Source organism: Streptomyces sclerotialus (genome assembly GCF_040907265.1).
In the GTDB taxonomy this organism is placed as follows: domain Bacteria; phylum Actinomycetota; class Actinomycetes; order Streptomycetales; family Streptomycetaceae; genus Streptomyces; species Streptomyces sclerotialus.
Genome location: NZ_JBFOHP010000002.1, coordinates 7,392,993 through 7,413,947, shown reverse-complemented (window position 1 = coordinate 7,413,947; position 20,955 = coordinate 7,392,993). Strand labels below are relative to the sequence as shown.

At 73.5% G+C, this 20,955-nt stretch carries 7 protein-coding genes; 2 read left to right on the top strand and 5 right to left on the bottom strand.

The annotated features are described in order from the left end of the window. Positions 1-21: 21 nt before the first annotated feature. Together AAC944_RS32515 and AAC944_RS32510 are read right to left on the bottom strand one after the other, a co-directional pair. Entirely contained in the window at positions 22-2,808 is a 2,787-nt protein-coding gene (locus tag AAC944_RS32515; RefSeq protein WP_030609276.1) for a right-handed parallel beta-helix repeat-containing protein, read from the bottom strand. Further along, positions 2,805-11,807, bottom strand: coding sequence for a putative T7SS-secreted protein (locus tag AAC944_RS32510; protein WP_030609279.1), 9,003 nt, complete (start codon positions 11,805-11,807; stop codon positions 2,805-2,807). Before AAC944_RS32510 ends, AAC944_RS32515 begins: the two co-directional genes overlap by 4 nt. 235 nt (positions 11,808-12,042) lie before the next feature. On the opposite strand from AAC944_RS32510, the gene AAC944_RS32505 reads away from it, so the two are divergent. Together AAC944_RS32505 and AAC944_RS32500 are read left to right on the top strand one after the other, a co-directional pair. After that, entirely contained in the window at positions 12,043-13,053 is a 1,011-nt protein-coding gene (locus AAC944_RS32505) for a hypothetical protein (RefSeq protein ID WP_030609282.1), read from the top strand. 82 nt (positions 13,054-13,135) lie between these two features. Further along, the gene (locus AAC944_RS32500; RefSeq protein WP_030609285.1) at positions 13,136-13,444 is read left to right on the top strand and encodes a hypothetical protein; all 309 of its coding nucleotides are present in this window, start codon (positions 13,136-13,138) and stop codon (positions 13,442-13,444) included. A 131-nt stretch (positions 13,445-13,575) separates the two neighbouring features. On the opposite strand, the gene AAC944_RS32495 is transcribed toward AAC944_RS32500, so the two are convergent. From AAC944_RS32495 to AAC944_RS32485, 3 genes are read right to left on the bottom strand one after another with little or no spacing between them, the layout of a single operon-like run. Continuing rightward, on the bottom strand, positions 13,576-18,345 hold the full coding sequence (locus tag AAC944_RS32495; protein ID WP_030609288.1) for an FtsK/SpoIIIE domain-containing protein: 4,770 nt from the start codon (positions 18,343-18,345) through the stop codon (positions 13,576-13,578). Then, a complete protein-coding gene (locus tag AAC944_RS32490) occupies positions 18,342-20,147 on the bottom strand; it encodes a hypothetical protein (RefSeq protein WP_196942810.1) in 1,806 nt (601 codons plus the stop codon). Before AAC944_RS32490 ends, AAC944_RS32495 begins: the two co-directional genes overlap by 4 nt. After that, positions 20,144-20,728 (bottom strand): sigma-70 family RNA polymerase sigma factor, encoded by a 585-nt coding sequence (locus tag AAC944_RS32485; protein WP_063759875.1) that lies wholly within the window; start codon positions 20,726-20,728, stop codon positions 20,144-20,146. The genes AAC944_RS32490 and AAC944_RS32485 overlap by 4 nt, the downstream gene beginning before the upstream one ends. Positions 20,729-20,955: the final 227 nt, after the last annotated feature.

Here is a 20,955-nt window from a genome sequence, read left to right as displayed (position 1 = left end):
GGAGTGGTCGGGGGCGGCGGGTCAGGACGGGCGGGCGGGCCCGCCGGGGCCGGACGGGAGCGCTTGCGGTACGCCGGGCCCTGACAGGCTCGGCTCCGGGATGTCCAGTTCCGGTACGTCCAGTTCGGACAGCGTCCGCAGGTCCGCCTCGGACGGGGAGTCGTTCTCCGCGACGCGGTACGCCTGCCGTTCGGTCATCGCCTGGAACGTCTGCCGGGCCGAGCGTCCGTTGCCGAACCGGCCGTCGCGGGGTACGTGGTCGAAGTAGCCGGTGAGCGTGGCGCGCGCCGCGTCGGTCAGTTCGTACTGGTGGGCCGCCGCGTGCTGTTCCACGATGCGCACCAGGTCCTCGGTGCCGTAGTCCTCGAACAGCAGCGTGCGGTTGAAGCGGGAGGCGAGACCGGGGTTGGAGTCGATGAAGTGCTCCATCTCCGCCGGGTAGCCGGCGACGATGACCACGACGGCGTCGCGGTGGTCCTCCATCAGCTTCACGAGGGTGGCGACGGCCTCCTGCGCGAAGTCGTTGCCGCCCGAGCCGTGTGCGGGTGCCAGGGAGTACGCCTCGTCGATGAACAGCACGCCGCCCATCGCCTCCATGAAGACCCGCTGGGTCTTCGGCCCGGTGTGGCCGACGTACTCGCCGACCAGCGCGGAGCGGTCGGCCTCCACGAGGTGGCCGCGCTCCAGCAGGCCTACGGCGGCCAGGATACGGCCGTAGAGCCGGGCCACCGTGGTCTTGCCGGTGCCGGGATTGCCCGCGAAGACCAGGTGGCGGCTGAGCGGCGGCGCCGCGAGCCCGGCGGCCTCACGGCGCTGCACCATGCGCATCAGCTTCACGAGCGAGGCGACATCCTGCTTGACCCGGTCCAGGCCGATCAACTGCTGCAGTTCGCCGAGCAGTTCGTCGAGGTCCTCCTCGGTGGCCGGGGCCGTGGCCGTGGCACCCCCGGCCGGGGTGACGCCGGACGCCGCCCCCGTGGCGGTGGCCGTCACGGGCGCCATCGGCGCGGGCCACTGCGCGTCCTTGACCTGCCACGAGACGCAGTCCCGCACCTCCGGTTCGGCGCCGGCCCCGGTGCTCAGGTCGGCGTCGGCGTCCTGCACACGGATGCGGGTCAGTACGGGGGTGGCCGCGTCGCCCAGGTGCACGGCCGGGTAGCCGGGTGCGGTGATCTCGCAGTCCTCGAAGACGCCGGCGCCCTTGGCGTCCACGATCACGCCGTTCTTGCCGGCGCGTACGATCCGTACCCGGCTCACGTGCGGGGCGGCGCCGGCCGCGACCACCACCCCGGACCCGGCCGCCTCGGTGATCTCCACGTCCCGGGCCCGTACGGTGGCGCCGTCCTGGACCACCAGCCCGGCCGTACCGGCACGCAGCACCCGGCCACCGGCCAGTTCCGCGTCGCCGGCGGGGCCGAAGCTGAACCCGGCGCGTTCGGCGTCGGTGACCGTGCAGCCGGTCAGGCGGACCGGGCCGCCGGATCCCGCGACGACACCGTTGCGGCAGCGGACGACGGACAGGTCGGCGGCCTCGGCGCTCGCCGCGCCGGACAGGTCGAGGCCGGACATACCGCAGTCGGTGAGGTGCACCTCGGTCAGCGTGAGCCGGGCGTCGGCGACCGCGTGCAGCCCGTGTTCGGGGCTGCGGCCGGCCCGCAGCCGGGTCAGCGTCACCTCGGCGTCACCACCGGCGTGCACGGCGCTGAACCGGCAGTCGGTCACCTCGCCGTCGATGAGCCGGACGGCGGCGGAGCCGGTGGCCAGCAGGCCGTTGGCCGCCGAGCCGCGTACGGTCGTGCCGCGCGCCTCCAGCCGGGCCGTACCGTGGGCCGTCAGGGCGACCGACGCGGTCCGTGCGATCCGGGTGTCGGCCAGCCGTACTCGCGCCCGCTCCCCCGCCGTGGCGCCGGAGCCGCCGCCGTCGCGCAGGACGCAGCCGGCCAGTACGACGTCGCCGGCCCCGGCGACATGCAGCGCGTCGGCGCCCGCACCGCTCAACTCGCAGCCGTACAGCAGCAGTCCGCCCCGGGCCTCCGCCGGGGCCGCGGCGTCCGCCGCCTCGTACGGGTCGTCGTCCTGCGGTACGGGCGAGGAGTCCAGCACGCGCACCGCTTCGCCGCCGCAGTCCCGTACCCGGCAGTCCACGAGCAGGGCCGCCGACCGGTCCTCGAACAGCAGCCCGCTGCGGCCCGCGCCGTCGACCAGACAGTCGCGCAGCACGACGCGTGCGCCGTCGCGGACCCGCACGCCCGAGCCGGTGGCCCCCCTGATCCGGCTGCCGGTCATCTCCAGCCGGGAGTCGCCGCCCACCACGACGCCGGTGCCCTGGGCGCCTTCCAGGACACAGTCCGTCAGCCGCACCGCACCGGTGGTACGGATCAGCGCCCCGGCCAGTGCCGCGCCCGTCAGGCGGGCGCCGGTCATGGTGAGCGCGGCGTCACGCAGCACTTCGAGGCGCCCGTGGCCGATGCCGCCGCCGTGCCAGTGCGCGCTGCCGCCGGACAGCAGGACGGCCGGCCGGTCCGCCGCACCGCCCCGTACGGCCACCCCGTCCAGCGTCAGCCGGGCACCGGTCAGGACTTCGAGGGCCGGGGTGGTGCCGCCGGGCGCGGCGAGGGTGACCGCGCCGCCGTCCGCGGCCCGCAGCGTCACGTCCCGTACGACGCGCAGCGTCTCCTCGTACGTCCCGGGTGCCATCCGCACTTCGTCGCCCGGAGCAGCGGCCTCCAGGGCAGCGGCCAGCGCGCCGGGGCGGCCGGGGGTCACGTGGTGCACGGTGGCGTCCGGTGCCGCCTGTCCGGTGGTCATTGGATGCCTCCCATGGGGGTGTCCGGGTCGGCGGGGCCGTCGGCCCGGCCCTTGCCCTTGCGCGGGCGCTTGGGATGGGTGTCGCCGCCCGCCCCATCGGCACCGCCGCGGCCGCGCTTGCCGCCCGCGACCGGGCCGGGTTCGTTGTCGGCCACGGTCCAGTGGCCGCCGTCCGGGTAGCGCACGGTGTCCGTACTGGTCGTCCAGACGATCTCCACCGGCGGCGGCAGCCGCTTCTTCCCCGCCTTTTCGGGGGCGAAGGTGGTCATGCTGCCGTCCGCGAAGGTGATGTGCAGTTCGCGGCCGAGGGCGTTGGCGTAGCGCTGCAGGGCGAAGTCCTCGGCCGTGGCCCTGACGGCCCGGTCGGCAGCGCCTTCCAGGCCGTCGGGCAGGAAGTTGTTGCGGCGCAGGCGCCCGCCGGCCAACGCGATGGACAGTTCCTGGGTGGTGAGGCCTGTGTCGAGGTTGCTCCGGAGCACCTCGTTGAGCAGGTTTTTGATCGCGTTCTTGGAGACCGTGCCACCGCGGCCGAGTTGGGCCCGCACGTCTCGCAGGAGCTGCTCCGCCGAGGGCAGGCGCAGGTGGCCGGGCGCGTTCTCGAAGGCGTGCAGCACCGAGGTGGGTGCCGGCTGGTGCGAAGCATGCACGATGGCGTGGTCGAGCATGTCCAGGAAGTACGACGGCTCCTCGTTGTGGGCATAGCCGTGGGTGATGAACCGCAGGTCCTCCTGGCGGATACCGGCCCGGATCGACGGGTCGCCGGGCAGCCCGGCGGAGACGTTGAGCCCCAGCGCGTGGGCGTCCGTACCCAGTTGGTCGCTCAGCCGCGCGGCGATGACGCGGGGAGGCTCCTGGGCCGGGCCTTCGAACGGCTTCGTCGGGTTGTAGACCGGCCGCAGCGGGTTGTCGTGATCCGCCGCTTCCGGGGACAGGTGGAAGCGCTCGTCACGGACGGGCTTCAGCTCCAGTCCGCGCTTGGTGTCCTTGTCCACGACCAGCCGCTCGACCTGTGCCAGCCCGGCGTGGTCCTGGAGCAGCTTCCCGCTCTTGCTGAAGAGGTCGGCCGCGACCCGGGAAAGGTCGGTGGAGATGGCCGCCTTCTCGAACTCGGCGACGAAGGCCGTACCGCGGACGGGCAGCGTGTGGTTACCGGCGGCGATCTGCCGCTGCGCCTCGCGGTCGGTGATGCCGTCCGCCACCCGCTTCTCCCAGTCGTCCTGGCTCTCGCCCGGCAGCCTCGGGAAGTCGTCCTCGGTGAGGCGGGGCAGGGTGGTGTCCAGCTCCCAGGCGTTGAAGTTGTTGAGCGCCCGGCTCAGCTGGTGGTACTCGGCGCCGCCGAGGCCGAAGCGCAGCGGCAGCCAGCCTTGGACGCCGGGCATGGCGTCCACCAGCGTCGCGGTGGCGTCGACGAAGAGGTTGGGTTCGGGCGCGTACGGCAGCAGTGGGTGGCGGCGGGCGATGCCGACGCGGGCGTGCGTGTCCGCGCGGACCCGCAGGACCACGGTGATCCGGTTCTCCTGCGTCACACGCAGCTCGCCGGGCTGCCGCGTGGTGTCCGAGGGCTTGACCTTGCCCTTGGCCTCGCCCTTGGCCAGGTGGTCGTCGATCTTGACCAGGAGCGGGTCGGGCGAACCGTCGCCCGGCGGCTCGGGTACCCGGTAGCCACCGAACATCGCGAGCGGGCGCAGCGGCTCGGCCGACGACGGCTCCCCCGCCCGCTCGACGCCGCGTATGTCGAACTTCTTCTCGAAGTAGTCGAAGATGTGCCGGCCGCTGGGCACGGTGTGCGGGAAGTCGTCGAAGTCCATGAAGGCGAAGTACGGATGGGTACGCCCGGTGCCGTCGGCGCCGCCGGCCATCATCGCGTGCACCATCGACCGGCTGGCCGGGCTGGTCATGACGGTGTTGCGGACGATGCCGTACGGGAAGTCGGCGCCGCGCCAGCCGACACCGACGACGGCGATCGGGAAGTCCTCCTGTACGCCGTCCAGGGCGTGCCGCACCGCGGTGTTGATCCGTGCCATCTCGCTCGCCGGGCCGTTGAGGCCGATGATCACACCGAAGCGTCCCCGGAAGCTGTCCGGCAGGCCGGTGGTGACCGCCCGCAGGAAGGCGTCGAGCTGCCCGTTGCCGAGGTCGTCGTACTTGACGACGGTGTTGACGACGAAGGAGAGCGGGCGCTGCTCGCGGACACTGTCGCGCACGTTGGCCAGGTAGTCGGCGCCGGACAGCGGCCGCTGGTCGAGCCCGTGCAGGTTCTGGAACGCGGTGTTGGCGCGGATGTCGCCCGGCGTGGTGCCGCGGGTGAGGGCGCCGTCCCACCGCAGACCGGGCATTTGGTGGTTGCCGCCGCCCTGGCCCGAGGGGCCGGGCTGTGCGTCGGTCATCTCCACGTCGCGCGGCCCGGGGTGCGAGGACGGCGCGCCGCCGAGCGGCCCCACGTACTCGCCGCGCTGCGCGCGGTCGGCGGCGATGGCGGAGTTGGCGTCGTCGATCTGCTGCCGGAGGGCCTGCGGGTCCATGCCCAGTTCGTCGAGGCGTGCCTCGGCCCGGTCCATGTCGGCCCTGCGGGCGCCGAGTTCGCCGAGCGCGTCGAGGGAGGCTGCGGAGGGCTTGGCCGGGCCGGGGCCGTGCGGATCGGGTACCAGGCGGTGCACGTCGTCCTGAGCACGCGCGAGGTTGTTCGCCGCGCGCTCGTACTGCGCCCAGGCGTCGAGCCGCAGCTCGGCCTCCGGCCCGCTCGTACCGCCGGTGACGATGTCGTGCCGGGCCGCGGCACGCTCGCCGATGCCGGTTCCGGGCTCGAAGCCGAGCGGCTTGGGCGGAGGCGCCGGCGTGACGGAGCCGCCGGTACCGGGAACGTTGGTTCCGGAGCCGCCGGTTCGGGGGACGTCGGTCCCGGGGACGTCGGTATCGGTCGCCCTTCCCTTGCCCTTGTCGATGGACGGTCCCTTGTCGACTCCCTTGCCCTTGTCGACCTGCGGGGCGGGCGCCTGGTCGCTCACGTCCCAGTGTCCGGGTTGCGGGCCGCCGTGGTCCGGGACCCAGGTCAGGTACAGCGGCGGGCCCGGCTTGCGGGCGCCGACGACGTCGACCGTGTGGGTGGAGCCCTCCGTCCCCCGGATCTCCAGGGGGCGGTTGAACGCCTTGGCGTAGCGTTCCAGCATGATCTGCTGGATCGGGCCGACCTCCGACACGTCCGGGCCCAGGCGCCCGGTGACCAGCCCGACGGTCAGCGCGCGGCCGTCGATGCCCCGTGTGTAGGCGTCGTTGATCAGGTCCGCGACGCCGTTCTTCCCCATCTGCCGCTGCAGCTGCGTCAGCAGTGACTGGGCGTCCGGGATCGCGCCGGGCGCGGGCCGTGCTCCCCTCGGGCCGTTGGCGCCCGCGGGCGGCTCCGGGAGGCTGCGCAGGAGCGAGTCGTACGGCAGGCCGCCCGTGGGCAGCACCTCGGCGATCACGTAGTTCTGCAGCCGGGTGAACGTCGCCTCCTCGGCGGCGAAGGCCAGCGCGTGGCTGATGAAGCGCTTCTCCGCCGGCACGATGCCCACCACCAGCCCGTCCGGCCGGCCCGGCACACGGAGGGAGATGTTGAGGCCGAGGGTGTTGCCGTCACCGCCCAGCCCGGCGCCCAGCCGGTCGAGGGTGGCCCGGGGGTGCTCGTTGAACTCGGGCGGCCGCCCGTCGATGCCGAGGGGCTTGAGGGGATCGTCCCGGAAGCCCAGGTGGGGGGACTTCCCCTTCAGCAGGTCCTCGCGCAGCTTCGCGAGCTTCAGGCCGTCCTTGGCCGGGACCGTGTTCGGGTCGACGTCGAAGGAGTCCCGGCCGAAGGCGTGCTCCACCACGTTCTTCAGGGTCAGGTGCTCCTGTGGCATGTTGCCGACGCCACCGGCCTTGCCGAGCTTGTAGTAGCCGGCCATGAGCCGGGAGAGGTCGGTGGGGACCGCGCCGCCGACGAAGTCGGCCACGAACGCGGTGCCGCGGTCGGGCAGCGTGGAGTTGGCGGCGGCGATGTCGCGCGCGACCGCGTTGCCCGGGGTGTCCGGCAGGGTCTGGTCCAGTTCCCAGGCGTGGAAGTGGTTCAGCTTCTCCCGCAGTCCCTTGTACTCACCGCTGCCGCCACCGAACCGGATCGGCTGCCAGGCGCTGCCGTCGGCCAGCCGTACCTTGTCCACCATGGTGACGGCGGCGTCCACGAAGAGGTTGGGCTCGGGCCCGTACGGCAGCAGCCCGTGGATGCCGGCCAACATGGCGCGGATGCGCATGTCGGCGTCGACGACGGACGCGAACTTGTCCACGTCCTGCTGGGTGAAGGTCATGCCGGCGGGCGTGGCGTCGCGGTTCTTGGTCTCCTTGATCAGCCGCTCGACCGAGCTGTCCACCTGGACGCCGTCGAGTTCCACCGTCTCGCCGGTCTTCGCCGGCACCCGGTAGCCGCCGACCATGCCCAGCGGGCGCAGCGGCTTCGGGTCCGTGTCGCCCGGCAGCGCCACGGAGTCGTCGGACGCCTTCGCCGCGGCTCCCGTGTCGTCGGGCAGGTTCTTGGCCCAGTCGTCCACGGCGCCGCCCTCGCCGAGGGTGAACTCCCGGTCGAAGTGGTCGAAGACGTGCCGGCCGCTGGGAACGGTGTGCTCGTACACGTCGAAGTCCATGAAGGCCCAGTACGGGTGGCTGGGGCCGGACGGGCCGCCGTGCATCATCGAGTGCGCCATCGACCGGGCCGCCGGGCTGGTCATGGTGTGGTTGCGGATGGTGCCGTAGGGGAACTTCTCGCCGTAGAACGTGGTGGCCACCAGCGCCAGCGGGTGGTCGAAGGCCACCGACTCCAAAGCCTGGTCCATCGCACGGTGGATGGCCGGGAGGTCCTCCGCCTTGCCGTTGACACCGATCACCACGCCGAGGCGGCCGTCGTAGCCGTCCAGGCCGCGGGTGATGGAGTTCAGGAAGTCCTGGAGCCCGCCGGCGATCTGGTGGTACGGAGCGATGGTGTTGACCACGAAGGACAGCGGCCTGCCCTCCCCCGTGCTCGCCCGCATCCAGCTGAGGTAGTCGTCCGCCGTGAGCGGCTGGTGGCCCACGTACGGCAGGTCGCGGAAGGACTGGTTGACCATGGTGCGGCCCGCGCCATGGGTGCCCGGCTCGGGCCACAGGGCGTGCGGCGCCTGCGGGTCGGGGGACCAGTCGTGCGCCCCGAGCGGCAGCGGCTCGTCGGAGTGCGGCGTCGGCGCGCCGCCGAGCGGCCCGACGTACTCCCCGTTCTGCGCGCGCTCGACGGCGATGGCGTTGTTGGCGTCGTCGAGCTGCTGGCGGATGGCCTGCGGATCCATGCCCAGCTCGCCGAGCCGGGTCTCCGCCTCGGCGAACTCGGCACGCTTGGTGCCCAGGTCGTCGAGCGCGTCGAAGGCCGCGGGGGACGGCTTGGACGGGCCGGGCTGGTCCGCCTTGGGCACCAGCCGGTCCACCTTGCCCTGGGCGCCGGCCAGGTCGTACGACGCCCGCTGGTACTGCTCCCAGGCGTCCAGCCGCAGCTCGGCCTCCGCGCCGCTGGTGCCGCCGGTGACGATGTCGTGCCGGGCCTGGTCGCGGGCGCCGCGCCCGGTGCCGGGGCCGGAACCGAGCGGGTCCTCCGGTGCCGGGCGGTGCGGGAAGGGGCTGCCCGGTGCGGGCTGCGGCGCCACGGAGTCCGCCTTGCCCTTGCCCTTGTCCACGGACGGGGCGGGCTCGGGCGCCACGTGATCCGCCGCCTTGCCCTTGTCGGCGGACGGGACCGACGCGGATGGGACCGATGCGGACGGGACCGACGCGGGCGGGACCGCCTGCGTCTCCGGCTGCGGGTGCGGCCGCGGGCCGCCGGCGAAGCCGTGTTCGCCGAAGAGGCCGCCGGTGAGGGCGTTGATCTGCTTGCGGGTACGCGCCGCGTCGATGCCCAGTTCGTCGAGCCTGGCCTCCGCCTCGGCGGCCTCGGCGCGCTTGACGCCCAGGTCGTCCAGCGCCTCGGCCAGGGCGGGTGAGGGCTCGCCCTGGGCGGCGCCCGGCGGCGGCGCCAGCTCGGCCACCTTGCGCTCCGCCTTACCGAGCTGCGACAGCGCGTTCTCGTACCCGGCCCACGCGTTGAGCTTCGCCCCTGCCTCGGGACCGGTCGAACCGCCGAGGATCAGGTCGTTCCGGGCGCGCAGGCGCTGGTTCATGGCGGCGGCACCGGAGAAGCCGCCGAAGCGGTTGCGCGGGGGCGCGGTGACCGGGCCGGAGTCCTTCAGGCCGGACGCCGGGGTGGGAGCGGGCCCGGCCTTGGGCGCGGGCGCCGGCGTGGGCGTGGGGGCGTGTTCGGCGGCCTTGACCGCGGCCGGTACGGCAGCGGCGTCCGCCGCCTTGGACACGTCCACCTTGGACACCTCGTCGCCCGGGTGGGCGATCAGGTCGAGGGCGCTGTGGTCCGCGATGCCGGACGCGCCCGCGCCGTCCAGGTCCGGACGGGCCGACACGCCGGCGGGGCCGCTGTCCGAGGTGGCGCTGTGGCCGGTGGCGCTGTGGCCGGTGGCCGGGGCGGGTTTGCGGTCGCCGGCATCCAGCAGGCTCATCGCCAGGTCATGCTGGTCGGGAACCGGTTGCGGAGCGGTCTCGGTCAGGGAACCGTTGCCGGACGAGGCGCCTGCGTTGGTGCCCGCCGCCGCGTCCGGGCTCTTCGCCCGCAACGGGTCGTGCGCACCGGCGCCCGTCGGCCGGATCGTTGCCGCCGGGCCGCCGTGCGCACCCGGTACGCCGTCGGCTCCGGGCAGGTTACGGGTTCCCGCCGAGCCGTGCGTGAGCGCCGCGTCCTGAATGCCCGTCAGGTCCGTGCGCGCCGGGCCGCCCGGCACCGTGTGCGCCAGGTCCTGCGCCGTGAACGTGCGCGTCGCCGCGTCGCCGATGCGGATGCTGACGCCGTCCCCGTGGAAAGCGGTCACCGCGACGTCGCCCGAGGCCAGCGCCTGCAGTTCGGGGAAGGTCATGTCCTCCAGGGCCTCGCCGTGCCCGGCGGCACCGCGGGCCATCGCGTGGCCGTCGCCGATGCCGTGGACGGATCCGGCGTCGAACGAGGCCTCCGGGACGCGGACGGCGGGGGCGTCCGCGTGGGCGAGCGGCGACGACGCGTGGGTGTCCTTGAGCAGGTCGATGGCGGTGTCCGCGGACAGCAGCAGATTGTTGTCCATACGGATGTGCCCGGCTGCGAAGTCCGTCTGCTGGATGAGCTGAGTGGCACCGGAACCGTGGACGTCCGGGACGGTCAGGCCGTTGGCGTGTGTGGTCATGCCGGGTACGTCGGGGGCGGTCACCAGCCCCGGCTGGTCGATCTGCTGCACGCCCGCGTGGGTGAGGGAGCCGTTGGGCACGGTGATGCCCTGGGGGACCGTCATGCCGTGCGGTGCGGTGACGCCCTGCGGCGCAGTGACGCCGTGCGGCACCGTGATGCCGTTGGGGGCGATACCGCCGAGCCCGTTCGGCATGAACGCCCCGAGCCCGTTCGGGGTGAGCGCTCCGAGCCCGTTCGGGGTGAGCGCCCCCAGCCCACCGGGCGTGAACGCCCCCAGTCCGTTCGGCGTGAACGCCCCCAGCCCACCGGGCGTGAACGCCCCCAGCCCTCCAGGCGTGAAGTGCGCGCCCGTCAAAGCGCCCGGGAAACCTCCCGGGAGACCGGCCGCGCCGAGATGCAGGCTCGACAGGTTCACGAAGCCGCCCGGCACGAAGGGCGCGCCGGTCCCGCCGACGGGCCGGAACGGCACGAGCGCGCCGGGCCCGCCGAACGCGCCGGTGGGGATGCCGCCGCGCAGCGCCGCGTCCGTACGCCCCGCATTGGCCAGCAGCGCGTGCAGTTCGGGCTGCTTGATGCCCAGGACCCGCTCGCCGAAGGCGAGCCGCGCGGCGCCGCCGAAGCCCAGGACACCGAGTTCGGTGAAGTCCAGAGGCAGGACGGTGGCGGTGACGATCCGCCCGCCCCGCCCGAAGTTGACCTTCGCGTACGCGCCGATCTTGGCCCAGCCGCCGTCGAGGTGACCGGTGACCGTCGCCCAGTCCTTGGCGAAGGTGCCCGCCAGGGACTCCCAGCCGCCCTTGGCGAGGTTGCCGAGCCCCTTCACGCCGTTGACGATGTTGAGGGCAGGCGCCGCGTGAGCGGCGATGACCGCGGGCGCGACCACGATCTTGGGCATGCCGTGCAGCGAGGAGAAGTGGCCGATCTCCGCGAAGATGTTCTTCCCGGCACCGGCGACGCCCTCGAAGCCGCCCTTGAGGACGCCGCCCAGACCCTTGACGATGGAGCCGACCGGCAGAGCCTTTGTGGTGGGGAAGAGCACGCCGAGGAAGGCGAGGCCGAGCTCCAGGCCGCTCGCCTTGCCCTGGCTGAAGTCGACGATGGTCTTGATCAGCAGGACCGCGTTCATGCCCCAGGCGAGGACCGCGAGGACGCCGCCGGTGAAGATGGCGATGACCGACAGGACGATGGTCAGCCATTCGAAGGCTTCCCAGAACATGTCGCAGTCGCTGACCGGCTGGACCATCAGCGACCCGGCAGCGGTCAGCGCCTTGTCCAGGGTGCTCGCCGCGTTGCTGAGCGCGGTCCTCGCCTCGTCGGCCCGGTCGATGTGGGTCTGCCGCTGCGGGTCGTCGTCGGCCAGGCCCTGGATGGCGGACAGCGCCTGGTCGGCGTCGCTCTGCGCGTCGGTGACGGCGGTGGCGTACGTACGCAGTGCCGCCTCGGCCTGGTGGAAGGACTCCTCGACATGGCCGACGAAGTTGTGCAGGTGGTCGTCGACCATGTCGCGCAGCTGGTCGGCGGTCTTGCCGACGAAGCGCCGGCCGTCACCGGCGGTCTGCTGGAGCGCCTTGAGGCCGTTGTTGATGGTGCCCGCGTTGGTGGCGAGGTCGCGCATCGCGTCGGCGATGGCCGTGATGGCGGCGGCGTCGCCCGGTGTCGGGTCGCCGTCGAGGCCGAGAGCACCCCAGTCTCCGGGACGCGTAGCCAAGCCTGTTCCTCTCCCGCGGTAGACCGTTCACAGGTGACACTACCGGCGCGTTCAGCTCACCGGTCTCAGAGGGCACCACACCTACGTTTACGTATCTGCGGTCCGATCGGTTCACCGTGTGAACGACATCACTTCGATCCACTTCGCCGGTACTTACGTGAACCGATTCGCTTTCCGTTGCGTTTGACCAGTGGAGAGACCTGGAACGATCTCCGACCGCGCGAAGGGTGTGACCGTGACCGACATAGCCGTTGACTACGAACTGCTCAACGACGTCGCGCAGAAGGCCGGCAAGCTCAAGGACGAGGTCAAGCAGGCCCGCGAGAGCAAGCAGGAGTATTCGGTCGACGAGGTCGGCACCCAGGTCGCGGTCGCGGCGATCCGCAAGTATTACGCGACGTGGAAGGGCTCCTTCAAGCGCTCCGAGGAGAAGCTGGAGAAGCTCAAGAACCTCTACGAGGGCGTGGCGAAGAAGTGGGCCGACTGGGACTTCGACCTGGCCAACAAGGCCGCCAAGCAGAGTGCCTCGATCGCCTCCGACCTGTGGAACGCCCGCAACGACGAGTGGAACGCCTGGCACGAATCGGTCGAGAAGGCCAAGAAGGAGTACCCGGACCTCGACCCGTCGATGCTGCCGGAGGAGCCCGAGAAGCCCGGTGAGCGCCCGGACGAGTGGACCACCGACGACGGGCACGGCAACAAGACCACCACGACGTACGAGTACGGGCCGGACGGCAAGCCGACGAAGGTCACCACGACCATGGAGACCAACACGGGCCTGAAGGCGACCGACACCACGAACTACCACGCCGACGGCACGTACGACTCGACCTCGACGGACGTCTTCGGCAGCGTCACGAACACCACCGGCACGTCGAAGACGACCGAGACGCCGGAGCACAAGACCACCACGGACGACTTCACCAGCAAGACGAAGGACGCCGACGGCAACGAGAGCACCACCACCGGTACCACCACTTCGGTCACCGACCAGAAGACCGGCCACCGCGACACGAAGACCACCTACACCACCGTCGGTCCCGACGAGGACGGCAACGAGCAGACGGTGACAGGTACCACCCACTCCTCCGTCGATCTCGACGGCCACGAGGTGACCACCACCATCGAGGTCAACGAGGACGGCAGCGGCACCAAAACCGTGGTGACCGACGGCAAGACGGAGGAGTGGACCAGCGACGACGCCGAGGGGGACACCGGCTGGACGCCGAAGGAGTCCGACGACTGACGGCCCCCGCCCTCGGCCCGACGCGCCCCCGGGCCCCGTCCGGGTTCCACCCATCCCCCTACCGACCCAGGGAGTCAGCACCATGCCCGCAGGCAACATCAACATCGACTACAACGAGATCCAGCGCGTCTCCGGCGTGATGAAGCAGGCCGTCAACGACATCAACCCGCTGCTGCTGAGCACCAAGACCTCCGTCGAGGGTCTGCTGGACAACGGCCTGTTCATGCAGCAGAGCAGCCCGGCGCTGAAGGAGTCCTACAGCAACCTCACCGCGTCGCTGCAGAAGGCGGTGGAGAGCATCAACTCCTTCGCCAACCAGTTCAACCAGATCAAGAACAGCGTCGAGAAGATGGACCTGGACATCGCGACCGGCACCAAGAACGCCGGCTGACGGGCCGCACGACACGGGCCGCGCGACGCGGACCGTACGACGCGGGCCGCACGACACGACGGTGCCCCGCCACCGGACCAGAAGTCCGGCGGCGGGGCACCGTCGTATGTGCCGTATGTACGGGCGACCGGTCAGCCGGCGTCGCCGTCGCGCAGCACCGTCTCCGGCACCAGCACCGACACCAGCGCACCGGTCACCGGGTCGACGGTCAGGCCCCGGCCCGGCGTCGGACGGCCCCGCAGCAGGTCGTACGGCACCCGCACGCCGAGGATGTCGCCCTCGCCCGGTGACTGCGGCGACAGCAGCACGCCCTTGCGTACCCGCCGTACCAGGCCGAGCCAGCCGATGCCCGCCGAGGTCAGCGTCTCGGCGGTGGCGGCGGCGACCAGTCCGATGCCGCGGTCCCGGCCGGTGGTGGCGACCTCCCGCAGCGCCGCGTCGCAGGCGGGCAGCTGGGCGAGCAGGTCGGCGTCGTCGACCAGGACCACGGCGGGCCCCGGTTCGGCGTTCAGCGCCGCGCTCACCTCGTCGGCCAGCGGGTCCGGGTCCTGGATGACCACGGCCCGCGGGTGCCGGGCCAGGCCCCGCAGCGGCGATTCACGCGGCGTGAGCGCGACCACCCGGGTGCCGCCGGCCAGCAGCGACACCGCGAGCGTGGTGAGCGCGGTGGACCGGCCGCTGCCGGGCGGACCGCTGACGAGGAAGGACGGCGCGTCGGCCGCGAAGTCCACACCGATGGCGCCCAGGTCGTCACCGCCGACGCCGAGCAGTCCCCACAGGGGACGCCGGTCGGCCGCCGGGACCTTCTCGTACGCGTCGGTGAACGACACCTGGCGGGGCAGGCTCAGGACGCGCGCCGGGCGGCGCGCCGCGGGCAGGTCGCGGTCGCGCAGCGCGGCCCGCTCCCCGATCCGCTTGAGCGCCTCGGCCTGGTCGCGTCCGGTGACCGGGGCCCCCTGTCCCTGAGGGGCCTGTTCGCCGAGCAGTGCGACCTGCACCTCGGTGGCGCTGCCCCCGCGCCAGCCGCGGCCCTGCGGGACGACGGCCGGCACCTGCTTCGGCGGGATGCCCGCCAGGCTGTACTCGTTGCGGTCGGTCAGCCTGAGCAGCAGCCGCTCGTCGTTGAGCGAGGCGACCTTGCCGGTCAGCAGCGCCCGCTCGGACGTGGCGACGACGTGCAGCCCCATCGGCGCGCCCTCGCGGATCAGCGCGGTCAGCTCGTGCATCGGCCGGCCGCCGTCGTGCTCGCCGAGCAGGGCGGCCAGCGAGTCCCAGCCGTCGACCAGGACGACCACGTGGGCGGGGCGTTCGGCGGGCGGCAGCAGGGCGCGCAGTTCGGTGAGGTTGGCCGCGCCGTGGGAGGTGAGCAGTTCCTGGCGCGCGCCCATCTCGGCGGTCAGCCGGGTCAGCAGGCGGCCCAGCCGTTCCAGGTCGGCGCGCGGTACGACGGCGCCGCAGTGCGGCAGTTCGGACAGCGCCGCCAGCGCGCCGCCGGCCGCGTCGATGCCGTACAGGTGCACGTCGGCGCTGGAGTGCCGCTGGGCCAGCGCGCCGCCTATGGTGCGCAGCACCTGGGAGCGGCCGGAGCGCGGGGTGCCCAGGACGTACAGGTGCCCGAAGCGGCTCAGGTCCAGTTCCAGGGGCTCCTGGCGCTGGGCGCCCGGCAGGTCGGCCAGGCCCCAGACGACCGGCGCGAGGCGCCCGTCGGCCGGGTCGGGCCGCTCGGGCAGTTCGGCCAGGCTCACCGCGTTCGGCAGCGCGGGCAGCCAGGGGCTGGGTTGCCGCTCGATCTCCAGCTGAGCGGCGGCTTCCTGGACCGCGTCGACCAGGGCCGTCAGGTCGGTGGGCGCGTCGGCGCGGTCCATCGCCTCCTGGATGGCGTCGAAGAGGTCAGCGGTCTCCTCGACGGGTTCGGCCGCCGTACGGCCCAGCAGCGACCAGGTCAGTTCGCTGGTCCAGACGTCGGCCCGGTGCTCTGCGTCTGCCCCGGTGCCCGTTTTGCCGTTGTCCGCGGCCGCGGCCTGTCCGTCCTCGCGTACGGCGCCGACGAAGGCGGTCTGGAACGGGAGCACCGAGCGGTGCCCGATCCGGGCCAGGGCGCGGCCCGGGGTGTCGCTGGAGATGCTCACCGCGTCGTTGACCTCCAGGACGTCCTGACTGTCGAGGGCGTCGGTGACGCGCAGCGAGATCCGCAGATTGGTGTTGGCGCGGATGTCGGCGGTGACCACACCGGCCGGGCGCTGGGTGGCGAGCAGCAGGTGCAGGCCGAGCGAGCGGCCGCGCTGGGCGATGCCGACCAGACCCGGTACGAACTCCGGGACGTCGCGGGCGAGGGTGGCGAACTCGTCGATGATGAGCAGCAGCCTCGGCAGCGGTGCCAGCGCGGGGTCGCGGCGGCGCATCGCCCGGTACTCGGTGTGGTCCTTGGCGCCCGCGTCGGCCAGGATGCGTTCGCGGCGGGTCAGTTCGGCGGTCAGCGAGGTCAGGGCCCGCTCGACCAGGTGGCTGTCCAGGTCGGTGACCATGCCGAGGACGTGCGGCAGCCGCTCGCAGCCGGCGAAGGCGCTGCCGCCCTTGTAGTCGACGAGGACGAACGTCATCTCGTCCGGCCGGTTGACCGCCGCCAGGGAGGCCACCAGCGTCTGGAGGAGTTCGGACTTGCCGGCGCCGGTGGTGCCCGCGATCAGGCCGTGCGGGCCGTCCTTGACCAGGTCGAAGGTGACAGGCCCGGTGTAGCCGGTGCCGAGCAGGACGCCGGTGGAGGCCGGGCGCTTGGTCCAGCGCGCTGCCAGTTCGGCGGCGCGCGGCGGTTCCAGGCCGAGCAGGTCCAGCAGCCTGACGCGGTCCGGCAGGCCGTCCGAGCCGTCCGGGGTGACGTCGCGTACGGGGGCCAGGGCCCGGCCGATCCGCTCGCACCAGCCGGTGTCCACCAGGTCGGGGCGGATGCCGGTGATGTCGGCACTGCCGGTACGGCGCAGCGTCACCTCGCGGGCGCCGACCGCGCAGACGGTGACGCACTCCTCGGGGAGCATCCGCTCCTCCTGGTCGAGGCAGATCAGGAACACCCGTACGGCCGGGCCCTCCTTGAGGACCTGCACCACGCCGGGCACGTCCCGCAGCCGCCGGGCGCCGTCCAGCACCACGACGAGGTCGGGCTCGGCGAGCAGCGCGCCGCCCATCGCGGACTCCCGCGAACGGGCCCGTGAGCGGATCGCGGAGACCAGTTCGGAGACCCGGTTGGCGACCGTCTCCGGGTCGTTGCCGATGGTCACGGTGGGTCCGCCGGACGGCGGCGCGGCGACGCCGCCCTCGCCGGGGCGGGCGTGCGGCAGCCAGCGCACCCACTGCCAGGCGGGCGCGCCCGCCGCGTCGGTGAGCACGGTGATCCGGACGTCGCGCGGGCTGTGCAGGATCGCGGCCTGCGCGACGGTCCAGCGGGCCAGCGCCCGGGCCGCGTCCGTCTCGCCCGAGATGCCGACGACACCGTCCCCGGCCAGGTTCACACCGATCGGCATGTCGGGGATCTGCCAGTTGACGGAGCGGTGGTTGTCCTCGCGGGAGGCGTCCTCGATCGTCAGCAGCGACGCCTGGCGTACGGTGCCGACGCGCAGCAGCAGGTGGTCGGAGTCGCCGCGGCGGCGTTCCCACAGCCGGGCGCCGGGGCCGACGGCCCACATGCCGGCGGCGGCCGGGTCGGGTCCGGCGGCGACCCGCAGGCCGCGCTCGCGCGCGACCATGTCCTTGACGTCCGCCTCCAGCGAGGCGCGCCGGGCACGGTAGTTGGCGACCGAGGTCAGGAAGTCGCGCCAGCCGCTCCGCTTGGCGCTGATCCAGTTGCCGATGGCGAGCACCGGACTGAAGACCGCGAACACCAAGTAGAAGTACGAGTGCAGGAAGAAGACCATGCCGACGCCCATGAACAGCGGCGCGATCACCACCAGCAGCGGGATGGTGCGCCGGGCCGGCGGCACCGGCGGCGAGGGCAGCGTGAACCGCTCCGGCACCAGCGGCGGCACGATCCGCGGCGGCCGGTTGAAGTCCAGGTACGCGCCGTCCTCGGAGGCGGTCACGGCGGCGTCCGCCTCGGTGGGCTCGGCCACCCGCAGCAGGTACTCGCCCATCCGCAGCTCACCGCCGAGCGGCCACTCCACCCAGCCGTCGGGGACGGGGGCGTGCGTGTCGGCGTAGGGGTCGGGGAGTTCGGGCGGCGGCGGGGGCGGCAGCGGGGTGGCGTCGGCGCGGGGCCGGGCGGGCGGTGGTTCGGGCACGGACAGGCGTACGCCGGTGCGGTGGCCGGCCCCTGTGCCGCCGTCCGCCGGCGCGCCGCCGGACGCGGGTCCGCCGGACGCCGGGTCGGTGTTCAGCAGGACGGTGCCGTCCGCGCGTACGGTGATGCGGATGCCGCCGGCAGGCACCTCACGGCCGTCGAGCCGTACCGAACTGCCCGCCTCCGGACCGACGGTGTGCGTACCGCAGTCCAGGGGCCAGACCCGGCCGGCACCGCGCCCGCCGATCAGCTGGAGTTCCACGCGGGGTGCGCGCGGCAGCCGCTCGCCGTCGGCGGAACGGGACGGCGGCGGCAGGTCGGCGCGGCCGGGCCCGTAGCCGCCGTCGGGCTCGGGCGGTACCGGACCGCCGAGACCGAGCGTGGCACCGTCCCGTATGCCGGTGGCGGCCAGCGGCAGGTCGGCGGGGAGTTCACGGCCGTCGAGGAAGAGCGCGGGGGCCGTGCCGCCGGTCGGGGACTCGCCGGCGAGGCGTGCGGCCAGTGCGCCGACGGTGGTCGAGCCCGGGGTGTCCAGGACCAGGTCGCGCCGCTCGGGGGCGGGGTGCGGGGAGCCGGACCGGTCCGGAGCGGAGGTTTCCGGGGCGGCTGGAGCGAGGGTGACGAAGAGTCTCACGGGGTACGAGGAGTCCGTTCCTGGGGATCGCCGGAGGCGGCGGGGTCGGAGTCGGCATCGGAGCGGTCGGCGGCGGAGCGGTCGGCGGCGGAGCGGTCGGCGGCGGACACCCCGGCCAGGCCGGAAGCGGGTGCGGCTGCCCGGAGCTCGGCCAGGTCCGGTTCCGTGAAGTCGAAGCCGTCCTCCACGGCGGAACCGGCGTCGGCCGGGCGGTCGGGGCCGGCCGCGCCGTGGGCCGTGCGGGATTCGGGTGCCGTGGTGGCCGGTCGCCCGGGTGCGTCCGGACGCTCTGCGGGAAGCGCGGGAGCGGGTACGGCGGAGGCCGCCGAAGCAGTCGTCCCCGGAGCAGGCGCACTCGGCGCGGGCTCATCGAAGTCGGCATCGTCGAAATCGGCATCGTCGAAGTCGGCGTCGTGGGGAGCGGCTACGACTCCGCGCGGCATGCCGTCGGCACCGCTGTCCGCCGCGCGGGCTGCCTCGGCGGGCCGGGCGGCCGGCTCGGCGGCCGTCACCTGCTCGCGTACCGGCTCGGTTCCGTTCGGTGCGGGCGCGGGCTTACGGAGTTCCGGCTTGGCCGGGGCGGTTTCGTGGACGGGCCCGGCGGCCGGGACACCGGACCCGGTGTTCGTGTCCGTGCCTGCGCCCGTCCCCGTACCGGCATCCGTGCCTGCGCCCCTCCCGGTACCGGCATCCGTGCCTGCGCCCCTCCCGGTACCGGCGTCCGGCAGGACACAGTGCGGCGCGGGGAATCCCCGCCGTACCGCGCGGGCCACGGCCCGGCCGAGTGCGGACGATTCCACGTCCACCTGTGGCCCGGGCCCCAGCAGCCGGCCGTCCGGCTCGGCGTGCAGGACCCAGCAGGCACCCGGCAGCCGGCCGCCGGCCAGCACGCGGGCCTGTCCTCGCGCGCACAGCTCCGCGAGCCGGGCCGCTTGCGCGGGCGTCGGTGCCCAGCAGACCACCACCGGCACCGCCTCGGCCGGGATGTCAGGGCCCGCCGTCGCCAGTTCGGCGAGGATGTCGTCCAGCGAACGCCCGGGGAATCGCGGGTGCACCCCGGAGGCGATCCGGACCGGCGGCCCGTCCGGCATCCGGTCCACCTGCGCGGCCAGCGCCTGGAGCGCGCCGCGGGCGACCCGCGCGTCGCCCTCGATGGCCAGCGCGGCGGGGCCGCGCAGCCAGTCGACGAGGACGACGCCCGGCGCCTTGCGGTCCACGCCCAGGACGAGCGGCAGCCGTACGGCGCGGCCGAGGCCGGCAGGCCGCGTCCGTACCGCATCGGCCGGCGCGGTCCAGGTCCACTTCCCCGGCTCGTCCGCCGCGTCCGTCCAGGGCAGCACCGGCCCGGCGGAGCCGGCCGGGTCGCGGCCCGCGACGACGACGCGGACGCGGTCCCCGGCCTGGGACAGCTGGACGGCGGGCACGTAGCAGCCCTCCCCCGCGTCCGCGTCCGCGCGGTCGAGGGCCGCCCGCACCACGTCGCCGGCGGCCGGGTCGGCGAAGTACCCGGCCAGCATCCGGGCGCAGCGCCGGTGCCGCAGGTAGGCGCGCAGCGGCGCGGTGAACGCCCGTGCGGTCATCCGTGCCTCCCACGCGATCCGGCGGCAGGTACGGCGGAAGCCGCCCTGCCTGCTCACGGTGCGGACGAGGAGCCAGACGAGCAGCACCAGGGCGACGAGGAAGCCGATGAGGATGAACCAGGAGTTGCGGTCCGGCATGCCGAGGGCCAGCGGTACCGGGAACTGCGCCGGTGCCGCGACGGCCGCCGCGCCCGAAGGCGCGGCGTGGCTGGAGAGACTCACGCGCACTCCCGCGCGGCGAGCGCGGCGGCCTGCCGCAGGTGGTGCATCGCGTGGTGCAGCCGGGACTTCACGGTGCCGGACGGAATGCCCAGGGCGTGCGCCGTATCGGGGCCGGAACAGCCGAGCAGGTATGTGTACACCAGAACCTCTCGATGGGGGCGGGACAGTTGGGCGAGCAGCTCGACGACGTGCGTCCGCTCCACGACGCGCGCGACCTCGTCCGTGAGAACGGCCGTCTCCGGCGGCAGCCCGGTCGGCACCGCGGGGCGGGAGCTGTCACGCCGACTCCAGTCGATCACGACGTTACGGGCGACCTTGAACAGCCAGGGCAGACTCGGTTCCCACCCGGTCTCGCGCCGGGCGCCGCGGGCGCGGGAGGCCGCACTCTTCAGCCAGGCGCGCAACAGTGTTTCCTGGACGACGTCCTCCGCGCGCTGCGGGTCGGCGGGCAGCAGGCCGGTGACATACCGCAACAACGGCTGACGGTACGTCAGGACAAGTGCGGTGATGCGTTCCTCGGCGGACGGGCGCCCCGGCCCGGCGGCAGCAGGCCCCGGGGCCGATATCGCCGGTTCGCTCATCGATGCGCTGCCTCAGGGGTGTGCGGGGGTGCCAGGCCGTACCCCGAGCGGGGAACAAGTGGTTGCCGTGACCACGCACCCCAGCCTAATCAGCGCCCACCGAACGCGGCAAAACCCCTGGGTGAACAGACGCCCCTTGCCAACCGCAAACCTACTCACAGCGACCCATAGTTCAACATTTAAACACTGGCTGTACGGGGGCGCCCTGAGGCCCCCATCCTGTCCTC

What these genes read in the sequence shown, in the direction of transcription:
- AAC944_RS32515 (WP_030609276.1), bottom strand. Translation starts at nt 2,808, where the DNA reads ATGACCACCGGACAGGCGGCACCGGACGCCACCGTGCACCACGTGACC.
- AAC944_RS32485 (WP_063759875.1), bottom strand. Translation starts at nt 20,728, where the DNA reads ATGAGCGAACCGGCGATATCGGCCCCGGGGCCTGCTGCCGCCGGGCCG.
- AAC944_RS32500 (WP_030609285.1), top strand. Translation starts at nt 13,136, where the DNA reads ATGCCCGCAGGCAACATCAACATCGACTACAACGAGATCCAGCGCGTC.